We start from the raw sequence: 24,985 nt of genomic DNA, 5'->3' as shown, positions 1-24,985 counted from the left end.
TGTAACCGAGTTGCGTTATCCTGGTCGTCATGAAGTCACTCGACCGCGCGCTGGATCAGGAGCGGACCTATCACGACGCCTGCCGGGCGGCCCTGGCCGCGATGACGGAAGGCGCCGGGCACCGCGTCGTCATCGGCGAGAACGCCTTCGCCTCCGGCGCCGACGCCGAGGTGCTCGGTTATCAACTCCGCAGCTGGGCCAAGGAGTTGCGGGAGATGCCGGAGGGCCCGCTGTTCTTCGGTCGGCTGGACTTCGACGCGTTGGCCGACGGCGACCACGCCGGCCAGAGCTATCACATCGGCCGCCGCCGCATCTCCGAACACCCCTCCGCCCCGCCGCTCGTGGTCGACTGGCGGGCCCCGGTCTCGCGCCGCTTCTACCAGGCAAGTGCCCGCGACCCGCAGGGCGTCGAGGTCCGGCGCCGGTTCGGCTGGGCACAGGGCAGCGCGGGAGCCGCCGAGGACCTGACCGGCCTGGAGGACGAGCGCCTGACGGCGGGGGAGGCGAGCGGCGTCGGCGCGATTCTCACCGGCGAGATCGAGCGGCCCCGCGTCGGGCCCATGCGCGACATCGCGGCCACCATCCAGCCCGACCAGGACGACCTCGTACGGTCCGAACTGGCCGAGTCCCTGTGCGTCCAGGGCGCCCCCGGCACCGGCAAGACCGCCATCGGCCTGCACCGTGCGGCGTACCTCCTCTACACCTATCCGCAGCGCGTCCAGCGCCGCGGCCTGCTGGTGCTCGGCCCCAACCGCACCTTCCTCTCCTACGTCTGCGAAGTCCTCCCCGCGCTCGGCGAGAGCGACATCCGCCAGACGACCGTCGACGAGGAGATCGTGCGAGGCACCCGCGGCCGCGAGGTGCGGGCCGTCGACGAACCGGCGGCGGCGGCCGTCAAGCACGACGTGCGGATGGCGCAGGTGCTGCGCCGGGCCCTGTACGGCCGCGTCGCACCACCCGTCAACTCGATCGCCCTGCGCGAGGGTTCGTACACCTGGCGCGTCTCCCGCGCGGAGCTAGCGTCGATCGTCGCGGCGGTGCGGGCCGAGGCGCCGCCGTACGCCATCGGGAGGGAGCGGGTGCGCAGCCGGGCGGTCCGGGCGATCCAGCTCCAGGCAGAACGGCGGGCCGGCCCGATGAACAACACCTGGCTCCAGAAGATCACCCGGACGCGGCCGGTGACGGAGTTCGTCGACGCGGTCTGGCCGAAGGTGAAGCCGGAAGAGGTGCTGGCCGAGCTGTTCACCGACCCCGCCGCGCTGGCCGCCGCGGCCGAGGGCCGTCTCGACGCTGATGAGCAGAAGGCGCTCGTGTGGGCCAAGCCTCCGCGCTCGTGGAAGTCCTCGAAGTGGTCGTCGGCCGACCTGGTGCTGCTGGACGAGGTGGCGGGCCTGATCGAGCACCCCGAGGGATACGGGCACATCGTCGTCGACGAGGCGCAGGACCTGTCCCCGATGCAGTGCCGGGCGATCGCCCGGCGCGCGGCGTTCGGCTCCCTGACGGTGCTCGGTGATCTGGCCCAGGGCACGACGCCGTGGGCGGCCCGGGAATGGCCCGCGCAACTCGCCCATCTGGGCAAGCCGCACGCCGAGGTCGTCCCGCTCACGACGGGGTTCCGGGTGCCCGCCGCGATCGTGGAACTCGCCAACCGGCTGCTCCCCGCCCTCGACGTGGACGTGCCGTCGGGTCAATCCCTGCGCCGGGACGGGCAGTTGACCTACCGCCGGGCGCCCGGACCGCAGGAGCTCGCCGGTGCGGCGATCGACGCGGTGCGGTCGGCGCTGGACCGGGAGGGATCGGTCGGCGTGATCGCCGCCGACCGCGACGTGCCCGCACTGAGCGCCGCCCTCGCCGCGGCGGACCTCGGCCCCGCCGCCGGGGCGCGGCTCACGGTGCTGCCCGCCACGCTCGCCAAGGGCCTCGAATACGACCACGTGGTGGCCGTCGAACCGGCCGCGATCGCGGCAGCCGAGGAGCGCGGCCTGCACCGGCTGTACGTGGTGCTGACCCGGGCGGTGTCCGGCCTGGACATCGTCCACAGCCGACCGCTGCCGCCCGAGCTGGAGGCGACCGGCTGAACCGCCGCGGCGCGCCCATGTCCTCGGGCGGCCCCGCGAGAGGCGGCCCGTGTCCCGTCAGGACCGGCCGGGCCCGTGCCGCTCGGCATCGGTGAGGCGCGGCATCCGCACGGTCGTGGCCAGCCCCTCCTGGTGGGCGAGCAGCGCCGCCTGCACCCGGTTCTCCAGGCCGAGGCGGGTGAGGATGCGGTTGACGCGGCTCTTCACGTTCCCCTCGGTGAGGGCGAGGGCCGCGGCGATCTGCCCGTTGGACAGCCCCCGCGCGACCAGCACCAGCACCTGGAGTTCGCGCTCCGTCAGCACCTGCGCGAGCTCGCCCTCGCGCAGGACGGGGGCCGGCGCGTGGGGCAGGAGCGCGGGCGGCAGCGCGGTGACCGTGTCGATGAGGCGGCGCGTCACGCTCGGAGCGAGCATCGCCTCCCCCTCGGCCGTCGCGCGGATGGCCCGGGCGAGCTGGTCGGGCGGGCTGTTCTTGAGGAGGAACCCCACGGCCCCGGCCCGCAGCGCGGCATGGACGTACTCGTCCAGGTCGAACGTGGTGAGCACGAGGACCCGCGGCGCGGGACCCTGGCCGGGCCAGCAGTGGGTGATGCGGCGGGTGGCCTCCACCCCCGTCACGCCGGGCATGCGGACGTCCATGAGCACGACGTCGGGCCGGAGTTCGACGGCGTGGGCCACGGCCTGCTCCCCGTCGGCGGCCTCCCCGACGACCGACAGACCGTCGCGGCGGTCGATGATCAGGCGGAGCCCGGTGCGCACCATCTCCTGGTCGTCGACGACCAGTACCCGAACGTTCACGCGCCCGCCTCCACCGGTCGACGGGCCCTCGCGTGGAGGACGGCCCGCAGCCGCCAGCCGCCGTCCTCGCGCGGCCCGGCCTCCAGCTCACCGTCGAAGGCCGCCACGCGCTCGCGCATGCCGACGAGCCCGCGCCCCGACCCGGGAACGCGCACGTGGCCCGGCGGCGCCGGGTCGTTCTCCACCACGATCGTGAGGCGGGACGCGTCGCCGTCCACCGTGACCCGCACGGCCACGGGCCCGGCGTGCTTGATCACATTGGTCAGCGCTTCCTGGACGAGCCGGTAGGCCGAGATCCGCATCCCGGCGGGCGGCGCGGTCCGTGCCCCGGCCTCCGACACATAGGTGACCCGGCATCCGGCCGTCGTCGCGGCGCCGATGAGGGGTTCCAGGTGGTCGAGGGACGGCTCGGGCGCCAGCTCCCCGTCCGGGAAGGAGAGCAGTCCGAGGACGCGGCGCATCTCGACGAGCGCGGTGTCGGCGGTCCGCGCGATGAGCCCGACGCACTCCTTGGCCCGCACGGCGCAGAAGGATCCGGTCCCGGCCCTGGCGTCCGCCATCAGGTCCTCGGCGGCCCGTGCCTGCACGGCGATGGCGCTCACGTGGTGGGCCACCACATCGTGCAGATCACGGGCGATGCGGGCGCGCTCGGTGACCACCGCCTGCCGGGCGTTGAGTTCCTGCTCGGCCCAAAGACTCCGGTTGAGGTCCCGCAGCCGTTCGGCGTCGGCGCCGATCCTGCGCCTGCCGCATCCCAGCAGCCAGGCGAGTGCGAAGAAGAAAACGAAGGTCGTGGTGCTGATCGGCTCCAGCGACCCGAGGTGCGGAGGCTCCCAGTGCCCGGTGAGGGCATCGGTCACGGTGACCGACACGAGGCACAGCAGGGTCGCCGCCACGCCGGTGCGCACCGGCGCGTAGCGGGCCACCGCGTACACGCCGATCATGAGCAGGAACGGGCCCGGTATGCGGCCCTGGATCGGACTGAGCAGCTGGAAGGCCCCATAGAGACAGGTCATCGCCGCGAGCACGGCGCGTGGACGCGTCCGCCGCCACAGCAGCGGAACCGTCTGCGCTCCCCACAGGGCCACCCCCGGCGCGCCCGGCTGAGGAGTGCGGCCCACCACGGTGATCACGTCGAACAGCGTGAGACCACCGCCCAGCGCGACATCCGTCAGACGCGGCCGGTCGGTCATCCATCGCCGCGCGGCTCTTGGCACGGCTTTCCTGTCGTCGACCATCTCGATCGTCAGGCTAGACGAACGGCGGAGACCGCCGGATCGTCCGCGGGGCGCGCATCGATAGTTGCGCGGCCCGGCGCGGGATCACCGCGCGGACGGACGTGCCCCGTTGATGCACCCGCCTAGCGTCCTTCCCATGACGAAAATCCCCCTGCCACCACCGCCCACCGAGCGGCCCGGCCCGTTGGAGCAACCCTCCGGCGCCGAGCATGCGGAGGAGACCTCCCCTGCGCATCACGGAAGTTCAAGGCCGGCGGCCCGCTGGGTGTTCCTCGCGCTCGGCACGGTCACCATGCTGTTCGCGGTGGGCGGCCGGTGGGACATCGCGGCAGCCGCCTGGATCTTCCCGGTCCTCCTGCTGCGCTTCTCCCGCCTCAGCCGGGTGTGGCCCGGCACGCTGTGGATCTGGCTGGCGCACATCGTCGCGGCCGTCTTCTGGGTCCAGGAGTCGGCGCTCGGCTTCAACCCCGTCGCCGTCGGGGGCGCCATCGGTCTCGCGGCCCTGCAGACCCTGCCGTTCCTGGCCGACCGGCTGCTCGTCACCCGGCTGCGCCCCGCGTGGGCGGCCCTCGGCTTCCCCGCCGCTCTCGCCGCGAGCGAGTTCCTGATCGCGACGGTGACCCCGCTCGGCACGGCGTACGGGTGTCTGGCCGTGACCCAGTACGGCGACCTCCCGCTGCTCCAGCTCGTCTCGGTCACGGGCCCCTGGGGGATCGGCTTCCTGATCGCCTACTGCGCCGGCACCGTCAACCGGATCTGGGAGCGGCCCTCGTGGCGCGGCGTGCTGGTCCCCGGCGCGGTCCTGCTGAGCGTCCTGCTGGCCGGCGGAGCCCGGCTCGCCCTCGGCCCCGCCGGAGGCGAGACCGTGCGGATCGCCGGAGTGAGCCCCAGCCGGGCCGTGACCGCCTCCCTCCAGTCCGCGCTCGGGCGTATCGACGGCGGCCCGGCGGACATCGCCGCTGCACCGGCCTCGGCGGTGGAGCCCGCGATGACCGCCGTGGAGAACGACCTGCTGGCCGCCACCGAGCGCGAGGCCGCGGCCGGAGCGAAGATCGTGGTCTGGCCCGAAGAGGCCGTCAGGGTCCAGGAGTCCCACGCGCCCCAAGCCCTCGCGGCCGCCCAGGACCGGGCCCGCCGGTCGGGCGTCTACCTGGAGATCGGAGTCCGCGTCTACAGCACCACGGCGCCCGCCTACGGCCGGGACGAGGCGATCCTCATCGACCCGCGGGGCAAGGTGCTGTGGACCTACCAGAAGGCCCACCCCATCCCCGGCTCGGAGAAGTACAGCCCCGGCGACGGCCGGGTGCCCGTCGCCGACACCCCGTACGGCCGGATCGCCAACGTCATCTGCTACGACGCCGACTTCCCCGCCCTGATGCGGACCCGGGCCGACATCATGCTCGTGCCGTCGGCCGACTGGAAGGAGTACGGCGGCGCGCACACCGCGAAGGCGAGCCTGCGCGCCATCGAGGGCGGCTACTCACTGGTGCGCCAGGACGCGCGGGGTGTCTCGACCGCGTACGACCACCAGGGCCGTGTCCTCGCCACCGCCGACTACTTCACCACCCCCCGCCAGACCATGGTGGCCTTCGTGCCCACGCACGGGGTGACCACCGTCTACGACCGCGTGGGCGACACGTTCGCCTGGCTGTGCGCGGCGGGACTGGTCGCGCTCAGCGCAGTGGCCGTGGCCCGGTCGCGGCGTCCCCGCGCGCGGCCGGAGAAGTCCCTGAGGCGAGGAGCTCCTCAGTGACGGGGCGGCTGGTCCGCATCCGGGTGTACGCGTACACGCACCCGGCGAGCGCGAGGTCGGACAGGAGCATGAAGCCGATCGAGTACGAGTCCTTCGCGCTGTAGATGGCGCCCATGACCAGCGGCGGTACGAAGCCGCCGAGGCCGCCCATCGCTCCCACGATGCCGGTCACGCTGCCCACTTGGGGCTGCGGCGTCACCTGGGAGACGAGGGCGAAGACGCTGCCGCTGGCCGTTCCCAGACCGGCGCCCATGCACAGCAGGGCGATGGTGCCGCCGGGATACAGCGCGGGGTCGAAGGCCTGCACAATGGCGAGCAGCGCGACCAGGCCGAGTGCGCCGGCCGTGACCAGCGCCGGGTGGATCCGGTCCGAGAGCCAGCCGCCGATCGGCCGGAAGACCACGGTGGCCAGGGCGAAACCCGCCGCTTTGGAACCCGCGTCGGTGGGAGACAGCTGGTACCAGGTCTTGAGGTATGTGGGCAGGTACACGCCGAACGCGACGATCCCGCCGAACCCGATCGCGTACAGCGCGGACAGTTCCCAGGTCACCCGCAGGCGGCCCGCCTGCCCCAGCCGTGAACCCAGCGACGCGGTCGGGACGGGCCGGTCCGGCCGGTCCGTGATCAGCAGCACGGCCAGCACCGCGTACACGGCGAGGGCCACCGCCACGACCAGGAAGGGGAGGTGGTAGCCGTGTTTGGCGATCCGCGGGGTGAGATACCCGGACAGCGCCACCCCGCCCATGCCCATCCCGAACACGCCGAGCGCGAAGCCCCGTTTGCTGGGCGGGAACCAGGAGTTGACCAGCGGAATGCCGATCGCGAAGGTGGTGCCGCCCAGGCCCAGGAAGAAGCCGACCACGAGCATCAGGCCGTAGCTGTCGCGCGCGGGGATCAGCAGGAGCACCGGCACGATGGTGAGGGCGGACATCAGCGGGAACATCAGCTTCGCGCCGTACCGGTCGGTGAGGGCGCCCACCGGGATCCGGCCGACCGACCCGACGAGCACCGGGACCGCCACGAGCAGGGACTGCTGGAACGAACTGAGATGCAGCCGGTCCTTGTAGTCACCGGCCAGGGGCGCGATCAGGTCCCACGCCCAGAACGTGAGCGTGAACCCGACCGTGGCCATGACCAGGTTGCGGTACGCGGCCGCGGAGGGCTTCGCGGGGGTGTCCCCAGGTGTCGTATGGGTGTCCACGCCCCCAGTCAAGGTGTCCGGATCTGCCGGGGCGCGCCGGGCTGAGCCGTACGGGGGACCTTCGCGGGCCCCGGCCGGCGGGCCGAACCGGGGCGCGGCCCCACTAGGCTCGGCCGGGTACATGGCGACACCTTCCCACGGGGGTATGGAATGACGATGCACCGTCCGGGTCTGCCCGGCGATCTGCCGAGGCCGGAGATCCTCTGGGCGCGGTGGGGCCTGCTGGCGGTCCTGGAGGCGACGGCGGAGGGCGAGGAGACGCCCTCGGTGCACCGCACGGGGTGCTGGATCGACGAGGGCGGCCTCCATCTCGACGACTGCGGCTGTACGTGGTGGACGCTGTCCCGCATGGGAGAGGGCCGGTTCGTGCTCTACGGCGAGGACGAGTCGAGCGCCGTCAAGTGGCACAAGCCGCCCATCGACATGCTGGCCGGAGCCCCCGACTGGCTGCCGTACGCCAAGCTCCGCGATCTGCTCGCAGGGTATGAACTCGGCTGCGTGTACTGGTACGAGGACGGCGCCTGGTCGCGCGCCCCCTACCCGGAGGGCCTCGACGACGACGGTCTGGACTGCGGCATGAGCCGCTTCGTCGACCGGGACGACGTCGTGCGGTCCCTGGGGCTGGGCCAGGGCGACTGGGGCGGAGACGCCGTCCTGGCCCGGGCGGAACGCCGTGAGCTGACCCCGCGGGCGCTGGAGTCGCTGGTCGCCGCCTCCGAGGACGACCTGTGGGAACTGCCGCCCATGCTGCGTGCTCTTGACCTCACGGGCTTGGCGGGGGACGGCGATGCACCTGACGCGGCGTCAAACAATCTGGAAAGCCAGGTCAGTTGAGCTGATGCAGCGGCTGAAAGCCGTCTCCGTGCCCGTGGTTCCAGGCGCCGAGGCGGCTTTCAGGGACGGGCCGAGGGCCGTGCGGTCAGACTCGGTCGGCCGCGATGAGGACGTACTGGAACGAACCGTCGCGGTAGGAGTTGATGAACGCCTCCTCGATGCCCGTGACGAGCGACGATGTGGCCCGCAACTCCCAGTACGGCAGGGTGTCGGGAGTGAGGTCGATGACGGCCTGCGGCACCAGGCGGTTGTCGGCCATGGCCCGCAGGTACTCGCGACGCGAGTGGATGTTGCACTCGAAGTGCGCGTTGATCTGCGAGACCCACTTCGAGGGCTGCCCGTACCGGGGGTTCCAGCAGCCGGTGATGGTCACGTAGCGGCCACCCACCCTGAGGATGCGGGAGTGTTCGGCGAACAGGTCGTGCAGGTCGACGTACATGCTCGACTCGTTGTTCCAGGAGGCCGCGGCCTGCCCGGTGTCGAAGGGCGTCGAGAGCATGTTGCAGACGCGGGCGCGGACGTGGTCCTGGATGCGGAGTTCGGTGGCGCGCCGGTTGGCGAAGTCGGCCTGCTTGGCCGACAGGGTGACACCTTCCACCTTGCACCCGAAGCGCTGGTGCGCCATCACCATCGAGCCGCCGCGGCCGCAGCCCGCGTCCACCAGGGTGTCGTCCGGCGCGATGTCACCGAGGTGCCCCAGAAGGAGCTCGGCCTGTGCCGACTCCAGCCGGTGCAGCTCGCTGATCAGCTTCTTCTCGCTCTCGCTGTCATCGGCGTCGCCGAGCGCGGCGTGGTCGACCTCACCGATGCCGTAGTGGTGGTGGTAGAGACCGTCGACATCGCCGAGACGCAGGTTCACGGGCCTGGCCTCCCCGTCCCAGTAGCGCGCGATGTCTCCCTGGTAGGGCGTCGCCGGGTTGGGGATGAAGAGGGAGGTGCCGTTGGGCGTGGCGGTGAGTTCGGTGCTGGTCACAGATGAGTCCATTCTTCCTACCAGAAGTCCGGCAGGCTGTAGCGATAGGTGTTGGTGCGGTGCCAGTGGTGGTTGCCGTCGACCCACGCGGCCACGCCGCGCAGGAAACGCTGCACACTGGGGACGGGACACTCGGCGGCCAGGGCGGCCGCCTCGGTCTCGAAGTCGTGCATGAGGTCGTTGTGGACCTCGACCGCCTTCAGGTAGGCCTCCCGGTCGGAGAGGCCCTCCCGTTCGGCGATCACCACGGGCAGGTTCAAGTGCCGCCCGGGAGCGTCGAGTTCCTTGGTGTACGAGTAGAGGTCGTTCACGATGGTCGTCGCGTTGCCCGCGAGGGCGATGACCCGCTGCATGGCGGGTTGCGCGTGCAGGTCCGCGGGCAGTTCGTAGCCGCCCACGGTGTCGGTGATGGTGGGGCAGGGACGGAAGTTGTTGAACTGGCGCATCGCCAGGTACTCCCACACCTCCGGCACGCGGTCCAGCTGGGCCCAGGCGGCTTCGGCGAGGTACCCCATGTGGAGCCGGGCCATGTCGTGCCGGAACCGGTCGGTCTGCGAGGCGGTCGCCGCCTGGGTGAAGTACTCCATGGCGGAGCGGTACGCCCGCCGGGGGGCGTCCGAGTGGAGCGACTCGGCCCACTGCGGCTGGTACTCCCGCGTCGTGTGCAGGGGATCGAGGGCGGTGTGGGCGAGCAGCAGTCGTTCGCCGAGGCCGACGGGCGAGCCGCCGTGGTCCTCGCAGTAGCAGTCGTCCACCGCGTTCTCGGCCACCATCAGCCGGGTGGCGAGCATCAGATGGTCGACGGTGGGGGCGTCCGGATGGCAGCCGACCATGTACCGCCCCACCGAGAACCCGTCGAACTGCTCCTCCCAGTCCTCGGGGTAGAGGGAGACCTCGTCCAGCGCCCAGGCCTTGATCCTGCGGCTGACCTCCTCGACCCGCACCGGGTCGGGCTCGGGCACCGGGTGGTGGTAGAGGCCCGGGATCGGTACGCCTTCCGGGGGCGACGGCTCGGGAGGCGCGGGCGGCTCCTCCTCCCTCAGGACCAGGCGCAGGCCCGCCGTGCCCAGTCCGCTGGGTCCCCGCAGAACGCGGTCGAGGCCCGGACGAGGGGCCGGCACATCCACCGCGGGGGCCTCGGGACGGGGCGGTGCGGGCAGGGTCGCAGTACTCGGCGGGCCGCCGGTGGCGGCCGTGATGTCACGGGCGCGGGCCACGGCGTCGGCGAGGACGTGCGCCCCGAAGTGGGACGCGGCCTCGGGCAGGCTCGACTGCGGAGGCGTCAGCTCAGGGGCGGGCATCCAGAACTCCTTGGTGGGGTGGGCGGGTGGCCCAGGGTGGTTCGGGCACGCGCGAGGAACCCCGGAGGCCACGGGGCGTCACGCGATGCGGCGGCGGGGCGGGCGAACTACCGCGGCCAGCGGGCGATCTGCACGTTCTCCAGCACACCGCAGGCGTCCGGCACGAGGATGGCGGCGGAGTAGTAGGTGCTGACGAGGTAGGAGGTCATCGCCTGCTCGTTGATGCCCATGAAGCGCACCGACAGGCCCGGTTCGTACTCGTCCGGCAGCCCGGTCTGGCGCAGTCCGATGACGCCCTGGTCGTCCTCGCCGGTGCGCATGATGAGGATCGAGCTGGTCTTCTCCGGGGTGATCGGAATCTTGTCGCAGGGCAGGATCGGGACCCCGCGCCACGCCTGGACCAGCTCGCCGCAGCGCTCGACCTGGGCGGGACGCAGACCGCGCGCGTTGAACTCCCGCCCGATCGCCGCGATCGTCCGGGGGTGCGCCAGGTAGAACTTGGCCCCGCGCCGACGGCAGAGGAGCTCGTCCATGTCGTCCGGGGTCGGCGGGCCGGAGCGCGGCTGGATGCGCTGCTTGAAGTCGGCGTTGTGGAGCAGGCCGAACTCGCGGTTGTTGATGAGCTCGTACTCCTGGCGCTCGCGCAACGCCTCGATGGTGAGCCTGAGTTGCTCCTTGGTCTGGTTCATCGGCCCGTTGTAGAGGTCGGCCACCCTCGTGTGGACCCGCAGAATGGTCTGCGCGGCGGAGAGTTCGTACTCGCGCGGCTTGAGCTCGTAGTCGACGAACGCGCCGGGCAGTGCGTGCTCGCCGGTGTGGCCGGCCGACATCGCGATCTCGGCCTCGCCCCGGTGGTTCTGCCGCTGCCGGGGGAGCGACCTGAACGTTTCGACATGGTCGCGCAGGCTCGGCGCCGTGGCGGCCACGGCCGCGAAGTCGGCGCGGGACAGGGTGAGCAGCGTGCCCGAGGTCTCGGCGGTGGCGGTGTGCTCCCACCGGGCGTCCTCGTCCAGGAGGGCCTGCTCCCCGAACCTGTCGCCGTCGGCGAGCACGTCCAGGGCGAGCTCGTCACCGTAGGCGCCGACGGTGGTCTGGCCGACGCGGCCGTGGGCGATCAGGTGGAGCCGGTCCGCGGGGGCGCCGCGCTCGACCAGCGTCTCACCGCTGCGGAAGTCTCGCTGGACACACCGACTTGCGAGGGCGGTCAGCACCTCGACGTCGTCGAAGCCGCGCAGCAGGGCCAGTTCACCGAAGGCGCGCGGGATCACGCGCACATCGGCGCCGTCCTGCACGAAGTCCACCTTCCCGTCGCCGACGGTGTAGGTGAGGCGGCGGTTCACCCGGTAGACGCCGCCCGTGGTCTCCACCCAGGGGAGCATCCGCAGCAGCCAGCGAGAGGTGATCTCCTGCATCTGCGGTGCGGACTTGGCCGTGGTGGCGAGGTTGCGCGCGGCCGCCGTGCTCAGGCTGGATTGTCGTGGTGGTTCGAGTCGAGCTTCGGGGCTCGAGTCAACAGTCATCGGGCGAGCGCTCCTTGGTCGGTGCGGTGGCCGGCGTGGGTGGACGCCACCGGCAGGAGGAGGAATGGGGTATACGAAGCGGAATCCGTCCAGAGCCAGAAGGACACTAACGGCCGGTTCGCCCCCCGGACCAAGAAAAGCCGGAGACATTAGCTCGATACGATGATCGCGCCCGTGCGATGTTTGCGGGGGAACCGAACGAATCCAGTCATGACCGACACCGGCCCCGGGCGTGCGGGCGGGCCCGCTTCGGCCGCTGTGGCGACCCTCCCTGGGAGCGTCGACATCCGCTGAGACCCAGGCCGCGGCGGTCGAGCGCGCCGAGCGGAGCTCGCCCGCCGCCGTCACCGGCCACTGGCGCGGGTCCCGACGCGGAAGCGCGGGCGTCAACATTGCGACACAACTCGGCCGGGGCGCCTACCAGTTCGGGCGTAGGGCTGGGCGACGGCTGTTCGAGACCGCGTCGGAGCGCGCCACCGGCCGGTCGTGCGGAAGTCGGCGAGCGTTGAAGGCGCCCGACGGGACACCGCACCGTCGGGCGCCTTCCCTTCTGCCGGGAAAACTCAGTTCTCGCGCGCGTCCGGTTCCCCGTCCGGCCCGTAGAGCGCGGCGATCTCTTCGGAGCCGGTCCACCGGCTGTAGGTGGGCGACTGCGGCCAGCCCTCGGGGGAGTCCTGCCATGCCTCCTGGCGACCGTAGGGCAGCAGGTCGATCAGGGGGAAGGTGTGGCTGAGCTGCTCGGTGCCCCGGCCGGTGGTGTGCCAGGTGCGGTAGACGGTGTCGCTGTCACGCAGGAACACGTTGACCGCGAATCCTTCGCCGGGCCCCGCGCCCACGTCGGCGCCGAACGGGCTGTTCGCGGTGGAGTACCAGGTCATCTTGTTGCCGACCCGCCGCTTGTACGCGAGGGCCTCGTCGATCGGGCCCTGGGTGACGATGACGAACCGGGCGTCGTAGGCGGCCAGGAACTCCAGGCGCGTGAACTGGGAGGTATACCCCGTACAGCCCGGGCACTGCCACTTCTCGCCCGGGAACCACATGTGGTTGTAGACGATCAGCTGGGTCTTGTCGCCGAAGACCTCGGCCAGCCGGACCGGTCCGTCCTCGCCTTCGAGCGTGTAGTCCGGCATCTCGACCATCGGCAGCCTGCGGCGCTCGGCGGCGACGGCGTCGAGCTGCCGGGTGACGGCCTTCTCCTTCGCGCGCAGCTCATCGAGCTCCCGCTGCCAGGTCTTGGCGTCGACGACGGGCGGCAGTGCCTGGGGGGTCATGGGTTCCTCCGAGGTTCACGACGGACGGCTCGTAGGAGGTAGACCGTGCCCGGCCGCCGAACTCATCGCTCGCCCGTGCCTGACAACCGGGCGCCGGTCACGCGGTGGCCGCGGTCTTCTTCCGTGCGCGGTAGGCCGCCGCCTTGATCTTGTTGCCGCAGGACTCCATGCCGCACCACTGGCGGCGCATGCCGCGCGAACGATCGATGTAGATCCGGGTGCACTCCGGGTTGTCGCACTCCTTCAGGAGCGGGGCGTCCGCGCCGCTGAGCAGGTCGACGGCCTGTCGCGCGACGGTGGCCAGGGCCTGTCCCGGCGTCGCCTCGTTGTGCCGCCCGGCCACGGTGAGCTGCGGCGTCACCGGTGTCTTGCGGGCGGCGGCGTTGACCACGGCGAGTGCCTCGCGGTCGAATTCCTCACCGAGACGCCGGTTGGTGATCAGCCGGTAGAGGGCCTCGCGCAGGGTTTGCGCCTCCCGTACGTCCTGTTCGTCGGCGGGTGTGATCGCGTCCACGAGCCCCGACTTGAGGTACCAGGCGTTGAGCCGTTCCGGCGTCACGAACATCTCGAACCGTGTCGAGCGGCGCGCCCGGAGGGTGGCCGCGAAGTCGAGGGCCGGGTGCCCGCACACGAAGACATGGTCGAGGTTCACATCACCATCCTGGCAGGTGACTCTCACGCAATGCAAGAATTGCCCCGCCCCCCGGACCAGGCGACCCGTGGGGCGGGGTGCGGGCCTCGGAGGGCGGGGCGGATCACGCTCCGCACGGCATGCGCGACCCGACGGCCGAGACCACGGCCGTCACCCGCCGCTCATACCTCCGGCGCCCCTGTCTCCGTGAGCGTTCCGTCGGCCAGCCGCAGCCACCGGTTCACTTCGATCTCGGCGAGGAACCGTTCGTCGTGACTGACCACCATGAACGCGCCCTGGTAGGAGTTGAGGGCACTCTCCAGCTGACCCGCGCTGACCAGGTCCAGGTTGTTGGTCGGCTCGTCGAGCAGCAGCAGGTGCGGTGCCGGTTCGGCGCACAGCACGCAGGCCAGGGTGGCGCGCAGCCGTTCGCCGCCGGAGAGCACCCCGACCGGCAGATGTGCCCGCGCGCCGCGGAACAGGAAGCGGGCGAGCAGGTTCATCCGTTCCGCCTCGGGGCGCTCCGGGGCGAACGAGGCGAAGTTCTCGGCCACCGTGCGGTTCAGGTCCAGCAGGTCGAGGCGCTGGGACAGGTAGGCGATGCGTCCGTCGCTCCGCTTGATCTCCCCGCTGTCCGGGGCGAGTTCGCCGGTGACGAGACGCATCAGGGTGGACTTGCCCGCGCCGTTGGGCCCGGTGAGCGCGATGCGCTCGGGGCCCCGCACGCTCAGGTCGACGCCGCCCGGCGCGAACACGCTCCGGCCGCCGAGGCGGGCCTGCATTCCCGCGCCGAGGAAGAGGTTGCGCCCGGCGGGCACCTGGGTTTCGGGCAGGTCCAGGGTGATGCGCTGGTCGTCGCGCAGGGCCCGACCGGCCTCGTCGAGGCGGGCCTTGGCCTCGGTGAGGCGGGACGCGTGCATCTGTCCGGCCCGGCCCGCGGACTCCTGCGCGCCGCGCTTCATGTTCCCGGCGAAGATGCGGGGCAGACCGGCGCTCTTGAGGTTGCGGGCGGCGTTGCTCGCGCGCCGGTCGGCCCGCTCCCGGGCCTGCTGCAATTCCCGCTTCTCCCGCTTCAGCTCCTGTTCGGCGTTGCGGATGTTCTTCTCGGCGACCTCCTGCTCGGCGCGTACGGATTCTTCGTACGCGGTGAAGTTGCCTCCGTACAGCCGCAGTTCGCCGCCGTTCAGCTCGGCAATGCGTTCCATGTGGTCGAGCAGCGCCCGGTCGTGGCTGACCAGGAGCAGGCAGCCGGTGTAGTCCGTCAGCACGTCGTAGAGCTTGCGCCGGGCCGGGAGGTCGAGGTTGTTGGTCGGCTCGTCGAGCAGGAGCACGTCGGGACGCCGGAGCAGCTGGGCGGCCAGGCCCAGCGAGACGATCTGTCCGCCGCTGAGCGTGCTCAGGCTGCGGTCCAGGGCGAGATCGGTGAGGCCCAGTCGTTCGAGCTGGGCGCGGGTGCGCTCCTCGACGTCCCAGTCGTCACCGATGGTGGTGAAGTGCTCCTCACTCACGTCGCCGGACTCGACGGCGTCGAGGGCGCGGATCACGTCGGCGACGCCGAGCACCTCGCCGACCGTGAGGTCGCCGGTCAGGGGCAGGCTCTGCGGAAGGTAGCCGACGGTCCCGTCGACCTGCACGGAGCCGGTGGCGGGCTTGAGCTCACCCGCGATCAGCTTGAGCAGTGTGCTCTTGCCCGAGCCGTTGGGGGCGACGAGTCCGGTGCGGCCGGCGGCCACGGTGAAGGACAGATCGGTGAAGACGGGGGTGTCGTCGGGCCAGGCGAAGGAGAGGCTGGAGCAGACGATGGCGGCGTCGGACATGGCGGAGACCTCGAAGAGTTGAGGGCGGACAGACGTCTGCCCTGGGCAGAGTGGGGAATGAGGGGTACGACGAACTGGCCACTCCGGCAGGGCACTTGAGCGCTGTCCGGTGGCCGGTCAGATCCGGGTCTCACCCGGAGATGTCGTCTTCACCCACCACGTCTGTGACTCCTCGATCACACGGCTTCAGATCGCAAGCAGCGTAGCAGCCGTGTTCACGCTGCACAGATGCGTAGGCCGGGCGCTGTGTGACGCGACGACCAGGGGGATGCGCACCCGGTGCTCCGTGAAGCGCCACTGCGCGTCCATCCCGAGCCATGGAGGGGATCATGCCCCCAGCCTTCCGCTGGCCCACGCGGGTCGCTGCCACGATCGGTTCGAGCGCCGGTCTGCGGGGCACGCGCCGCGCGCCTGCCGCACAGGAAGGTATGTGAACCCGGTTGCGGGGCAGGCGAGTTGTCCTCGCCAGCAAGGTGCCCGCACCGGGGTCCGGTGAGTCCGCGGCATGGTGAGACCGAGCGTGTGCACCGTGGGTGGGCGACGAGTCAGGACGCCCCGAGACCGTGCAGGAACGTGTCCACCACCATGTCCGCCGCCTGCCCGGCACTCAGGTCGGGCATCTGCCGTGACACCAGATGCATCAACTGGGGCAGCAGGGCGCCTGCCCACCCGTGCGGCAGCCCGGGCCGCAGGAGTCCTTCCTCCGTGGCACGCTCAAGGAAAGCGTCGACCTCGCGAACGGACGCGTCCCTGCGGTGGCGGACGGCCTCGTCGGCGAGTATCTGGGCAAGGTCGACGGGCCACGTCCGGTTGACCGTGATGATGTTCTCGGCGTACCGGTGCAGAGCGACGGCCACGGGCGCTTCCCGCAGGCGGGCGTCTGCGATGGCCTCCTCGATGGCCGTGAGGCGCGCTTCGTAGATGGCGGCCAGGAGGTCCTCCCGAGAGGCGAAGCGCCGGTAGACAGTACGCCGGTCCACACCTGCCTCGGTGGCGATGCTGGCCACGCTGGCGCCGGGGTCGGCGGCGAGCATGCGGGCTCCGGTGGTCAGGACTGCTTCCAGATTGCGTGCTGCGTCGGCTCTCACCACGCCGAGTCTAGCCAGGGACTGGGGCGCCTGGGACACGTAAGGCCGCCCTGGCGTAGACCTAGCTGCTCCAACTGCCACGGCATGGGGGCAGATGGAGAGAGATGCGGCCGTCTCGGCGGTCGGGGGGTTCGGCCCCCGGCGACAAGGGGGACGAGCGAAGGTTCATCACCGGTCAATGCGGTGATGGGCCCTTCTGGGCTCAGAGATGATCGGCGTCGACGACGGCCTGGGCGAAGGCGCTCGGCGCCTCCTGCGGAAGGTTGTGGCCGACGTCCGCGATGGTGCGGTGCTCGTAGGGCCCGGTGAAGTGGTGGCGATAGCCGGAACCGTCGCCGGGAGCCGTGAAGGGGTCGAGGGCGGCGTCGAGCGTGAGTGTGGGTACGTGGACGGGAGGCTGCGCCGCCAGCAGCCGCTCGTAGCGGTCGTAGCGGGGCTCGCCCTCGATGAGGCCGATGCGCCAGCGGTAGTTGTACAGGACGATCGCGGCGTAGTCGGGGTTGTCGAAGGCCTGCGCGGTGCGCGCGAAGGTGGCGTCGTCGAAGTGCCAGTTGGGGGAGACGAGGGTCCAGACGTACCGGCACAGGGCGACGCGCGACTCGCGGTTCTCCATGGCCTTCTTGCCGCGCTCGCCGGCGAAGTACCACTGGTACCACCAGGTGTGCTCCGTGGCCGCGGCGGCGGGCTCCAGCTGCGCCTTGACGTTGGTGATGAGGTAACCGCCCGTGGAGACAAGGGCCTTGACGCGCTCGGGCCACAGGGCGGCGATGATGTCGGCGGTGCGAGAACCCCAGTCGAAGCCCGCGAGGACCGCCTTGTGGATCTTCAGGGCGTCCATCAGGGCGATGATGTCGAGGGCGACGGCGGACTGCTCCGCCGTGCGGCGCGTACGGGGTGAGAGGAAGCGGGTCCCGCCGTGCCCCCGCAGGTAGGGGACGATGACGCGGTACCCCAGGTCGGCGAGGAGCGGGGCCACGTCCACGAAGCTGTGGATGTCGTACGGCCAGCCGTGCAGACAGAGGACCACCGGGCCGTGGGCCGGGCCGAGTTCGGCGTAGGCGATGTCCAGGACGCCCGCGCGGACGTGCTTCAGCTCCGGGAACCCGGTGTGGGTGCCGGGGGTGATCTCGGACGCGGTGGGCGCGGTGTCGCCGCCCGGCCGGGGTGCGGCGGACGCGGCGGTGGCCTGGGCCTGAAGGCCGGTCACGGAGACGGCCGCCGCCCCGGCGCCCATGCCCATGACCTTGCTGAAAGTGCGCCTGTTGATCATCTGAGCCCTCCGTCGTGCGTCGTGCGGTGACCGGTCCGTCGCCGATCTCATGCCGGTGACGGGTGGTCCTCCGGCTTGGCGACGTGACCCTCGCACAACCGGCATCACCGGTCAAGCAGGTGACTTGAATACGTCTCATGCCTAGTGGCGGGAGGTTCGGCCCCTGGGGGACGGATGAGCCCGACGTTCGGGCTCGCTCGCGTGCCAGTCGGTCCGTCAAAGTCACGCATGAGAGGAGCGTGTAAATATAACTGCTACATTGCTGAGGCAGTTAGTCGTCCCGTGCGGGCGCCGCACGCTCGGCATGTCGCCACGAGGCAAACACCAGGGAAAAGGGGAAAGCGCATGATCATCTACGATCGGCTCTTCGTCGGAGGCTCTTGGGTCGCGCCCAGCGACGAGCAGTTGCTCGACATCGCCTCGCCCCACGACCAGTCGGTGATCGGGCGGGCCGCGCAGGCGCGGCCCGCGGACATCGACCGGGCGGTGGCCGCGGCTCGGGCGTCCTTCGAGGCGGGCGTGTGGAGTCGCACCCCACCGGCCCAACGCATCGCCGTGCTGCGGCAGTTCAACGCGCTGCGCGAGGCGAACGCCGAGGAGATCGCGCGCCTGATCTCCCTGGAGAACGGCTCGGCCCGATGGTTCACGCGCGCCGGACAGCCCGGCCTGACCCGGCAGGCGAACGCCTACCTGAAGGCCGCGGCCGACTTCGGCTGGGAGGAGACGCTCGTCCCTTCCGACCCCGCGTCCCCGGTGCGCAGCGTGGTGCGCCGTGAAGCGGTCGGGGTCGTGGCCGCCGTGATCCCATGGAACTCGCCGTTCTCCTCGGCCACTTCGAAGATCATCCCGGCGCTTCTCGCGGGCAACTCGGTGGTCCTGAAGGTGTCCCCGGAGAACTCATTGAGCATGGGGTTCCTGGCCGAACTCCTGGAGCGGGTGGGGCTGCCCGAGGGCGTGGTCAGCGTCCTGCCCGCGGACCGTGAGACCAGTGAGTACCTCGTGTCGCACGAGGGTGTCGACAAGATCGCCTTCACGGGCTCCACCCGGGCCGGCCGCCGGATCGCCGCGATCGCCGGAGAGCGGCTCAAGCGGGTCAGCCTGGAGCTGGGCGGCAAGTCGGCCGCCGTCATCCTCCCCGACGCCGACCTGGAAAAGGCCGTGGCGGGCGTGAAGTTCGGCTCCCTCCTCAACAACGGGGAGTCGTGCATCGCCCAGACCAGGATCCTGGCGCCGCGCAGCCGGTACGAAGAAGTGGTGGCCGCGCTGAAGGAACTGGTCGAGTCGTTGAAGGTCGGCGATCCGAACGACCCCGACACCTTCATCGGACCCATGATCCGACCGGACCAGCAGCAGAAGGTGCGTGACTACATCCAACTCGGCATCGAGGAGGGTGCCCGTCTCGTCACCGGCGGCCCGGAGATTCCGGAGGGCCTGGAAAAGGGCAACTACGTCACCCCGACCCTGTTCGCCGACGTGGAGAACTCCATGCGGATCGCGCAGGAGGAGATCTTCGGGCCCGTCCTGGTCGTCATCGGCTATGACGACGAGGACGACGCCGTACGCATCGCGAACGACAGCGAGTACGGCCTGTCCGGCGGTGTCTGGTCCGCCGACGAGGAGCACGCCCTGACGGTCGCCCGCCGCCTGCGCACCGGAACCGTCACCGTCAACGGCGCCTCCATCGGGTTCGACGGGCCGTTCGGCGGGTTCAAGGCGAGCGGGATCGGCCGCGAATACGGCGCGGTCGGGCTCGGCACGTACACGGAATACAAGACGATCACTGTGTAGGGCGAGGCGGGGGAGTGGACCGAAACCGGCGCACGCGGTCGTCGCGAGGCTCCCTGCGCCCGGGCACAGCAGGGTCAAGGGGCCCGACTCCTTGGCTGGGGCGCCCCGAAGCGTTCGCCGCCGGGTAGAGGTCGCTTCCCTGGGGTGACCCGGGGCCGCCTCACGATGATGGCGTCACCGTCTTGACCGGTGACGCGCAAAGGGGCAGGCTGTCATCGTCGCCGCTTGCAGTGGTGCGCCGGGCTAGGCGTACGGAGGGGAGAGCGATCATGAACGAGGAACTCGCGACCGATGGCGCGGAATCCGCGCGGCACGCACGCTACGGCAGGCTGCCCGAGCGCATCCGCTTCGAGGACATGACCGAGGAGGCGGAAGCGACGCGGAGCGGGGGGCGGATCGCCGCGTACAACGCCGAAGACTCTTGGACGTTCTACTCGTGCCTGGCGCTCGACCTGGGGTTGTAGGCGCCTCGGGCACCCCCGGCTGTGGGCCGTGAGGAAGCGGTGTGGCGCCCCGGGGTGGCGGCGTCCGCCGTGGCCGGGCCTGTCCACCACCCTCGGCCGCTCGCGTGACGCCTGCGTGGCGACCCCGGACGCAGTGGTGCCGGGCACACGGCCTCGTGGCAGTGAGAGCTGGTTCTGGCCGGGGGCACCACGGGGGTGGGAGCGGTGGCCACGGATTCCTGGGCGGTCGTGCAGGGCGGCATCGCGAGGCTGTTCCGCCGTCGCGGGGAGGACCGGCAGGCGGACATCGAGGCCCAACTGGCCCCGGGGCAACCGCTTGACGGTTGATGCACCGTATGCCGAGGTGACCTTGCGCGCTCCGCCCCCGACTCGGCCGAAACTCGCCAATGCCGATCAGACCGGTCGTACGGTCGTGTCATGACTGTTGACGACGCGCCCCTTGTGTACCGGTTGGCCCGCCCCGAGGACGCCAAGGCCATGGAGACCCTCGACGGTTCCTTCACGACGCACTCCGTGTTCCAGGTGACCGTGACCGAGGACGGGTTCGGCATTCGCGAGGTTCCGGTCGACCCACCGATCCACAAGGTCTTCCCCGAGGAGGAGTCCTCGGATGACGGGGACGACGCGGAAGACGCGAACGCCCGGACCTGGGTCGCGCTGGACGGCGGCGAGCTGGTCGGCTTCGCCGCCGTCTCCTACGACCCGTGGAACCGGCGGCTGACCATCGAGGACATCGAGGTCTCGCCCACCCACCGCGGCCAGGGTGTCGGCCGCACCCTGATGGAGCACGCCGTCGGCTTCGCGCAGGAACGCGGCGCCGGGCACGTCTGGCTGGAGGTCACCAACATCAACGCCCCCGCCGTTCGCGCCTACCGGCGGATGGGCTTCGCCTTCTGCGGGCTGGACACGGCCCTGTACGAGGGCACGCCCTCGGCCGGTGAGCAGGCCCTCTACATGAGCATGCCCTGCGCCTGAGTCGCCAGCAGCCGGGTTACGACGGGGGCCGACCCGTCGGCGGGAGCGACCGTCACGGTCAGCAGCCAGTCGGCCGGGTGCGCCCCCGTCGCCGGGCCGTACCACTCGACATGTGCGTCCAGCAGCCGCTCCCCGGCTGCCGTGCGGACGGCGTACCACCGCTGGAACGGTTCGGTCCGCCATACCGGCAGCGGTATGGCCCGCTCCCCGGCCAGGCGCGGGGCGCCCGGCCCCACCTGGTCCAGGGAAGTCCGTACGGTGTCTTCGACAGTCCGTGCCACCGGCACCGCCAGGTGCTTGGCGAAGTGCAGCAGGTACTCCATCCGTTCGGCCTGCGGCGGTGCGCCGAGGACCGCCCGGCCCGACCGGCACCAGGCCCCCCACTTGATGTTCGAGACGAGTCCGGGCAGGCGGGCCATGTCGCGGGGGATCCAGAAGAGGATCACGTCGGAGAGCCGCATCGCCTCCTCCTCCCAGGCGACCTGGTCCGCGTATGCCGGGTAGTCGCCCCCTGGCGACGGCTCGGGGACGAACACCACGAGGGTGCCCTCGCCCGACCATTCGGCGCGCAGAGCGGCGACCGCGGTCGGCCGCCAGGAGGGGAGGCCGCCCTCATTGGGCGTAGGCCCGCAGAGATAGACGGCGGCGGACCATGAGGCGGGCGGTTCCTCGTCGACGTGGACGACGCGCACCCGGTCGAGGGGAGCGGCGGGGTCAGCGGGCACGGGGGCCTCCAGGGGTGGTGTCGGTGAGGAAGTCCAGGACGGCTCGGTTGAAGGCGGCGGGCCGCTCCAGGAAGCCGAGATGGCCACAGTCGGGCAGCTCCAGATAGCGGCCGCCGGGAACCGCCTCGGCGACCTCCCGGCCCAGCCGGGCGGGCGCCAGCAGATCGTCGGCAAACCCCACCACCAGCACCGGTGTGGTGATCGCCGCGTAATCCGCCAGCCGGTTGCGGGTCAGTGCCCGCGCGTGGTGGACGGCGCCGCCGCCCGAGAGCGCGGAGAGTTCGAACAGGTCCAGCCATTCCGTGGTCGTGCCCTCGTCGGCCAGGGTCCTGGGGGAGAGGTTCTGGGTGAGCCTGACGAACGCCTCGTACGCGGCGGGCAACCGCAACTCCGGGGTGGCCAGCTCCTGTTCGGCCCGGGCCAGCGCTTCGCCCACCGGGTCGGGTCGGCCCCGTGTCGCGGCCAGGACCGCCCGGGTGACCATGGCCGGATCAGCGACCAGCAGTTCCTGCACGGCGAGGGCGCCGAGCGAGTGTCCGACGAGCGGCACGGGTGACAGGTCGAGTGAGGTCGCCAACTCCCGTACTTCCGCGGCGAGTTCCTCAGCGGCCGGCCCGGCCGCCGGGATCCGGTGGTCGAAGGTGATCACTTGGTGGCCGGCGGCGGTGAGCGCCGGCACCTGGTGGTGCTCCCAGATCGCGCCGGATCCGCCGCTGCCCGCGACCAGCACCACCGGCGCTCCCACGCCGTGCACCGCGTACCGGATACCGCTGGGCGTCCGGCCGGTGGTCGCCGCCTTCATGCGGCGAGCCGGGTCATGGCGGTGCGCACCCACGCCGGGCGGCCGGTGTCCAGGCCGCGCAGCGCCACGTGCACCCACAGGAACGAGGCGCGGGCGAGGATGTGGGCGCGCAGGTTGGGCCCGGCCTCGCCGCCCGCCGCCCGGTATTCCTCCAGCAGCCGGTCGAGTACCGGCGGCCCGCCCGCGTACAGCAGGTCGACGAAGTCGGCTGCCGGGTCTCCGAGGCCCGCGTTGGCCCAGTCGAGCAGCCCGGACAGGCGGGGCGGTCCGGCCGCCGGACGGGTGACGAGGGTGTGCCCGGGGTGGACGTCACCGTGGACCAGGACCAGCCGGTCGGGCCACAGGGCGTCGTCGTCCAGCCATGCCTGCCAGCGCCGGATCCGCGCCCGGGGCAGCCGCAGTTCGGCGCAAGCCCGTGCCAGTCTGGCCGCCACCGCCGCGCGTATGCCGTCGGGGGTCGTGGCCGCCGTGTCCTCAAGCCGGTCCAGCGCTCCGGTCGGCGTGGCGTGCACGGCGACCAGCGTCTCGGCCAGCGGCGCGAGGTACTTCTCCGGGTGCGCCAGCGGGTCGATGGCCCACTCGTAGACCAGGGTGTTCTGGTCCTCGGTGCCGGCGGGCGCCCCGGGCAGCCGCGGGTAGGCGACGAGCCGGGGCGTGCTCAGCCGCCAGTCGGGCACCGGCACCGGCACCCGGCCCCGTACGGCCGTCAGCACCTCGCCTTCCACGGCCAGTTGCCGTACGGCCTCCGGGCGGCGGGGGCGCCGCAGGATCCAGGGGGCGCCCCGCGTGTCGAGGATGTGCGTCACCTGGAAGTCCCAGCCGGACTCGTCCAGGCGGGCGGAAGTGGGGTCCAGCCGGACGCCCAGCAGCTCCGAGGCGTACGCGGCCAGCTCGGCCGGATCGGCTCCCGGATCGGCGGTCGGGTCCGCGGTCACGGTGCCGTCACCCCCGTGCCGAGGTGGCGGTCCCGGGTGGCGTTCCGGTCGACCTTGCCGGTGTGGGTCTGCTCAAGGGCGCTGACCGCGACGATCCGGCTCGGCACCATGTGGCTTGGTGCGGTCCGCGTCAGCTGTCCCCGGATCCGGGCCGCCACCTCGTCCGGTAGCTGTTGCGGCGCCGGCACGAAGAAGGCCGCGAGGGAGCTGTGCGTGCGGCCCTCGACCCGGGCCGCCGCGACGGCGGCGACCCCCTCGCAGCGCCCGATCAGCGCCTCCACGTCCAGCAGGTCCACCCGGTGGCCGCGGATCTTCACCTGGTGGTCGGAGCGTCCACGGAAGACCAGTTCCCCACCGGGCGCGGTGCTCACCAGGTCCCCGGTCCGGTACCAGCGAGTGCCGTCGCCGCTGTCCGTGAACCGGGCGGCCGTCGCCTCGGGACGGTCGTGGTAGCCGAGCGCCAGGCTCGGGCCGGACACGTGCAACTCGCCCGTGTCGTCGACGCGCTGCCCCACATGCGGCAGCGGGAACCCGATCGGCAGATCCTCGCCGGTCGGCGCCGGCGGGGCAGCGCCCGGCCCGGCCAGCACGATCGCGTGCGTGACCAGCGCGGTCTCCGTGGAGCCGTACGTGTTCAGCAGCCGGATGCCGCCGGTGTCCAGGAGGTGCCAGCGCTCCAGCATGTCCGCGCGGACCGCCTCGCCGCCGATCACCAGGGTCCTCAAGCAGCCGGGGAGTTGGGCGCCCTGGTGCAGCAGGTCTCCCACCAGGCTGTTCCAGAAGCCCGTCGGGAGCACCGCGACCGAGACCTCCTGATCCGCGACCACGTGAGTGAACCGCTCCCGCGCGGCGTCGTCGATGACCAGGGTGGCCCCGGCCGTCAGGGTCGGCAGGATCTCCTCCAGGCTGGTGTCGCCGCCCGCCCCGTGGAAGTGCAGGGTCACCGAGTCCGCGTCGATGCCGTACAGCGCGCGCAGCTCCGGCACGACGGCAGCCAGCGCCCGGTGAGGCACCACGACCCCCTTGGGATCCCCCGTCGAGCCCGAGGTGAAGAGCACATACGCCGGATCCGCGGCCCTGGCCGACGGGAGCCGGTCCGGTCCGGTGCCGTCCGGACCGGCTGTCGTCCAGCGCGGCCGGATCACCCGCTCCACCGGCGGCTGGTAGCCGCCCTCGGCGGTGGCCACCGCCTCCCGGCAGCCCACCCGCTCCAGGGTGGCGGTCAAGTGCGCCGCCGGATACTCCGCCTCCAGCGGCACGTACGACCGCCCCGCGGCCAGCACACCGAGCACAGCCGCGACATCGCGGGCGCAGTGGTGCACAACGATCCCCACGGGCGGCTGCGGGCCGTCCGTGCGGGGCTCGACGGCTTGGGCGACGGACCGCGCCCAGCGGGCCAGCGTGCCGTAGCCGACCGCCAGTCCGTTGTCGACCACGGCAGGCCGACCGGGATCGGCGCGGGCGAGCGCGAAGAAGGGTTCCAGAAAATCGATTTCGGCGGAGCGCATTGTCAAATTCCTTGT

The 24,985-nt window shown here is 71.7% G+C and carries 21 protein-coding genes; 6 read left to right on the top strand and 15 right to left on the bottom strand.

What is annotated here, in order from left to right; all coding sequences use genetic code 11:
* Nucleotides 1–29 precede the first annotated feature (29 nt).
* Complete coding sequence (locus AC07F3_RS11625) at nt 30–2,078, top strand: HelD family protein (protein ID WP_479112849.1); 2,049 nt, start codon at nt 30–32, stop codon at nt 2,076–2,078.
* Between the two features lie 57 nt (nt 2,079–2,135).
* Here the strand turns inward: AC07F3_RS11625 and AC07F3_RS11620 are convergent, their stop codons facing one another.
* Nucleotides 2,136–2,876 carry a response regulator gene (locus AC07F3_RS11620; protein WP_479112847.1) on the bottom strand — a complete coding sequence of 247 codons (741 nt, stop codon included), beginning with the start codon at nt 2,874–2,876 and terminating at the stop codon, nt 2,136–2,138.
* Complete coding sequence (locus tag AC07F3_RS11615) at nt 2,873–4,069, bottom strand: sensor histidine kinase (protein WP_479112845.1); 1,197 nt, start codon at nt 4,067–4,069, stop codon at nt 2,873–2,875. Before AC07F3_RS11615 ends, AC07F3_RS11620 begins: the two co-directional genes overlap by 4 nt.
* A 181-nt stretch (nt 4,070–4,250) precedes the next feature.
* On the opposite strand from AC07F3_RS11615, the gene AC07F3_RS11610 reads away from it, so the two are divergent.
* On the top strand, nt 4,251–5,867 hold the full coding sequence (locus tag AC07F3_RS11610; protein WP_479112843.1) for an apolipoprotein N-acyltransferase: 1,617 nt from the start codon (nt 4,251–4,253) through the stop codon (nt 5,865–5,867).
* Here the strand turns inward: AC07F3_RS11610 and AC07F3_RS11605 are convergent.
* Entirely contained in the window at nt 5,788–6,999 is a 1,212-nt protein-coding gene (locus tag AC07F3_RS11605; RefSeq protein ID WP_479113103.1) for an MFS transporter, read from the bottom strand. The two genes, AC07F3_RS11610 and AC07F3_RS11605, sit on opposite strands and share 80 nt — an antisense overlap.
* 225 nt (nt 7,000–7,224) lie before the next feature.
* Here AC07F3_RS11605 and AC07F3_RS11600 point away from each other — a divergent pair, with 225 nt between their 5' ends.
* Nucleotides 7,225–7,902, top strand: a complete 678-nt coding sequence (locus AC07F3_RS11600) for a hypothetical protein (RefSeq protein WP_479112841.1) — start codon at nt 7,225–7,227, stop codon at nt 7,900–7,902.
* An 85-nt stretch (nt 7,903–7,987) separates the two neighbouring features.
* Here the strand turns inward: AC07F3_RS11600 and AC07F3_RS11595 are convergent, their stop codons facing one another.
* From AC07F3_RS11595 to AC07F3_RS11560, 8 genes are all read right to left on the bottom strand, one after another.
* Nucleotides 7,988–8,875 (bottom strand): geranyl diphosphate 2-C-methyltransferase, encoded by an 888-nt coding sequence (locus tag AC07F3_RS11595; protein ID WP_479112839.1) that lies wholly within the window; start codon nt 8,873–8,875, stop codon nt 7,988–7,990.
* Between the two features lie 17 nt (nt 8,876–8,892).
* Nucleotides 8,893–10,176 (bottom strand): family 2 encapsulin nanocompartment cargo protein terpene cyclase, encoded by a 1,284-nt coding sequence (locus tag AC07F3_RS11590; protein WP_479112837.1) that lies wholly within the window; start codon nt 10,174–10,176, stop codon nt 8,893–8,895.
* Nucleotides 10,177–10,283: 107 nt separating this feature from the next.
* Nucleotides 10,284–11,696 (bottom strand): family 2B encapsulin nanocompartment shell protein, encoded by a 1,413-nt coding sequence (locus AC07F3_RS11585; protein WP_479112835.1) that lies wholly within the window; start codon nt 11,694–11,696, stop codon nt 10,284–10,286.
* A gap of 563 nt (nt 11,697–12,259) precedes the next feature.
* The gene (locus AC07F3_RS11580; protein WP_479112833.1) at nt 12,260–12,967 is read right to left on the bottom strand and encodes a DUF899 domain-containing protein; all 708 of its coding nucleotides are present in this window, start codon (nt 12,965–12,967) and stop codon (nt 12,260–12,262) included.
* Between the two features lie 97 nt (nt 12,968–13,064).
* On the bottom strand, nt 13,065–13,619 hold the full coding sequence (locus AC07F3_RS11575) for a CGNR zinc finger domain-containing protein (protein ID WP_479112831.1): 555 nt from the start codon (nt 13,617–13,619) through the stop codon (nt 13,065–13,067).
* Nucleotides 13,620–13,780: 161 nt separating this feature from the next.
* A complete protein-coding gene (gene abc-f, locus AC07F3_RS11570) occupies nt 13,781–15,415 on the bottom strand; it encodes a ribosomal protection-like ABC-F family protein (protein WP_479112829.1) in 1,635 nt (544 codons plus the stop codon).
* A 545-nt stretch (nt 15,416–15,960) separates the two neighbouring features.
* Nucleotides 15,961–16,449: a TetR/AcrR family transcriptional regulator gene (locus AC07F3_RS11565; protein WP_479113101.1), complete on the bottom strand. Its 489-nt coding sequence runs from the start codon at nt 16,447–16,449 to the stop codon at nt 15,961–15,963.
* A 256-nt stretch (nt 16,450–16,705) separates the two neighbouring features.
* Nucleotides 16,706–17,773, bottom strand: a complete 1,068-nt coding sequence (locus AC07F3_RS11560; RefSeq protein ID WP_479112827.1) for an alpha/beta fold hydrolase — start codon at nt 17,771–17,773, stop codon at nt 16,706–16,708.
* Between the two features lie 345 nt (nt 17,774–18,118).
* Between AC07F3_RS11560 and AC07F3_RS11555 the strand changes: the two genes are divergently transcribed.
* The 3 genes from AC07F3_RS11555 to AC07F3_RS11545 all read left to right on the top strand — a co-directional run bounded on the left by AC07F3_RS11555 (nt 18,119) and on the right by AC07F3_RS11545 (nt 21,000).
* Entirely contained in the window at nt 18,119–19,561 is a 1,443-nt protein-coding gene (locus tag AC07F3_RS11555) for an aldehyde dehydrogenase (protein WP_479112825.1), read from the top strand.
* A 269-nt stretch (nt 19,562–19,830) separates the two neighbouring features.
* Nucleotides 19,831–20,025 (top strand): hypothetical protein, encoded by a 195-nt coding sequence (locus tag AC07F3_RS11550; protein ID WP_479112823.1) that lies wholly within the window; start codon nt 19,831–19,833, stop codon nt 20,023–20,025.
* Nucleotides 20,026–20,442: 417 nt separating this feature from the next.
* Nucleotides 20,443–21,000, top strand: a complete 558-nt coding sequence (locus tag AC07F3_RS11545) for a GNAT family N-acetyltransferase (RefSeq protein WP_479112821.1) — start codon at nt 20,443–20,445, stop codon at nt 20,998–21,000.
* Here the strand turns inward: AC07F3_RS11545 and AC07F3_RS11540 are convergent.
* From AC07F3_RS11540 to AC07F3_RS11525, 4 genes are read right to left on the bottom strand one after another with little or no spacing between them, the layout of a single operon-like run.
* Complete coding sequence (locus tag AC07F3_RS11540) at nt 20,976–21,725, bottom strand: nucleoside 2-deoxyribosyltransferase domain-containing protein (protein WP_479112819.1); 750 nt, start codon at nt 21,723–21,725, stop codon at nt 20,976–20,978. The two genes, AC07F3_RS11545 and AC07F3_RS11540, sit on opposite strands and share 25 nt — an antisense overlap.
* Complete coding sequence (locus tag AC07F3_RS11535; protein ID WP_479112818.1) at nt 21,715–22,527, bottom strand: alpha/beta fold hydrolase; 813 nt, start codon at nt 22,525–22,527, stop codon at nt 21,715–21,717. Before AC07F3_RS11535 ends, AC07F3_RS11540 begins: the two co-directional genes overlap by 11 nt.
* Nucleotides 22,524–23,462 (bottom strand): macrolide 2'-phosphotransferase, encoded by a 939-nt coding sequence (locus AC07F3_RS11530; RefSeq protein ID WP_479112816.1) that lies wholly within the window; start codon nt 23,460–23,462, stop codon nt 22,524–22,526. Before AC07F3_RS11530 ends, AC07F3_RS11535 begins: the two co-directional genes overlap by 4 nt.
* Nucleotides 23,459–24,970 (bottom strand): AMP-binding protein, encoded by a 1,512-nt coding sequence (locus AC07F3_RS11525; RefSeq protein WP_479112814.1) that lies wholly within the window; start codon nt 24,968–24,970, stop codon nt 23,459–23,461. Before AC07F3_RS11525 ends, AC07F3_RS11530 begins: the two co-directional genes overlap by 4 nt.
* Nucleotides 24,971–24,985: the final 15 nt, after the last annotated feature.

Source organism: Streptomyces sp. NPDC045846 (genome assembly GCF_056431605.1).
This window is presented reverse-complemented; position numbering and strand designations above follow the sequence as displayed.

Excerpts from the sequence above, each read along its gene's own strand:
- AC07F3_RS11625 (WP_479112849.1), top strand. The coding sequence starts at position 30 with ATGAAGTCACTCGACCGCGCGCTGGATCAGGAGCGGACCTATCACGAC.
- AC07F3_RS11615 (WP_479112845.1), bottom strand. The coding sequence starts at position 4,069 with ATGACCGACCGGCCGCGTCTGACGGATGTCGCGCTGGGCGGTGGTCTC.
- AC07F3_RS11610 (WP_479112843.1), top strand. The coding sequence starts at position 4,251 with ATGACGAAAATCCCCCTGCCACCACCGCCCACCGAGCGGCCCGGCCCG.
- AC07F3_RS11605 (WP_479113103.1), bottom strand. The coding sequence starts at position 6,999 with ATGGCCACGGTCGGGTTCACGCTCACGTTCTGGGCGTGGGACCTGATC.
- AC07F3_RS11600 (WP_479112841.1), top strand. The coding sequence starts at position 7,225 with ATGCACCGTCCGGGTCTGCCCGGCGATCTGCCGAGGCCGGAGATCCTC.
- AC07F3_RS11590 (WP_479112837.1), bottom strand. The coding sequence starts at position 10,176 with ATGCCCGCCCCTGAGCTGACGCCTCCGCAGTCGAGCCTGCCCGAGGCC.
- AC07F3_RS11585 (WP_479112835.1), bottom strand. The coding sequence starts at position 11,696 with ATGACTGTTGACTCGAGCCCCGAAGCTCGACTCGAACCACCACGACAA.
- AC07F3_RS11580 (WP_479112833.1), bottom strand. The coding sequence starts at position 12,967 with ATGACCCCCCAGGCACTGCCGCCCGTCGTCGACGCCAAGACCTGGCAG.
- abc-f (WP_479112829.1), bottom strand. The coding sequence starts at position 15,415 with ATGTCCGACGCCGCCATCGTCTGCTCCAGCCTCTCCTTCGCCTGGCCC.
- AC07F3_RS11565 (WP_479113101.1), bottom strand. The coding sequence starts at position 16,449 with ATGCTCGCCGCCGACCCCGGCGCCAGCGTGGCCAGCATCGCCACCGAG.
- AC07F3_RS11560 (WP_479112827.1), bottom strand. The coding sequence starts at position 17,773 with ATGATCAACAGGCGCACTTTCAGCAAGGTCATGGGCATGGGCGCCGGG.
- AC07F3_RS11555 (WP_479112825.1), top strand. The coding sequence starts at position 18,119 with ATGATCATCTACGATCGGCTCTTCGTCGGAGGCTCTTGGGTCGCGCCC.
- AC07F3_RS11550 (WP_479112823.1), top strand. The coding sequence starts at position 19,831 with ATGAACGAGGAACTCGCGACCGATGGCGCGGAATCCGCGCGGCACGCA.
- AC07F3_RS11545 (WP_479112821.1), top strand. The coding sequence starts at position 20,443 with ATGACTGTTGACGACGCGCCCCTTGTGTACCGGTTGGCCCGCCCCGAG.
- AC07F3_RS11535 (WP_479112818.1), bottom strand. The coding sequence starts at position 22,527 with ATGAAGGCGGCGACCACCGGCCGGACGCCCAGCGGTATCCGGTACGCG.
- AC07F3_RS11525 (WP_479112814.1), bottom strand. The coding sequence starts at position 24,970 with ATGCGCTCCGCCGAAATCGATTTTCTGGAACCCTTCTTCGCGCTCGCC.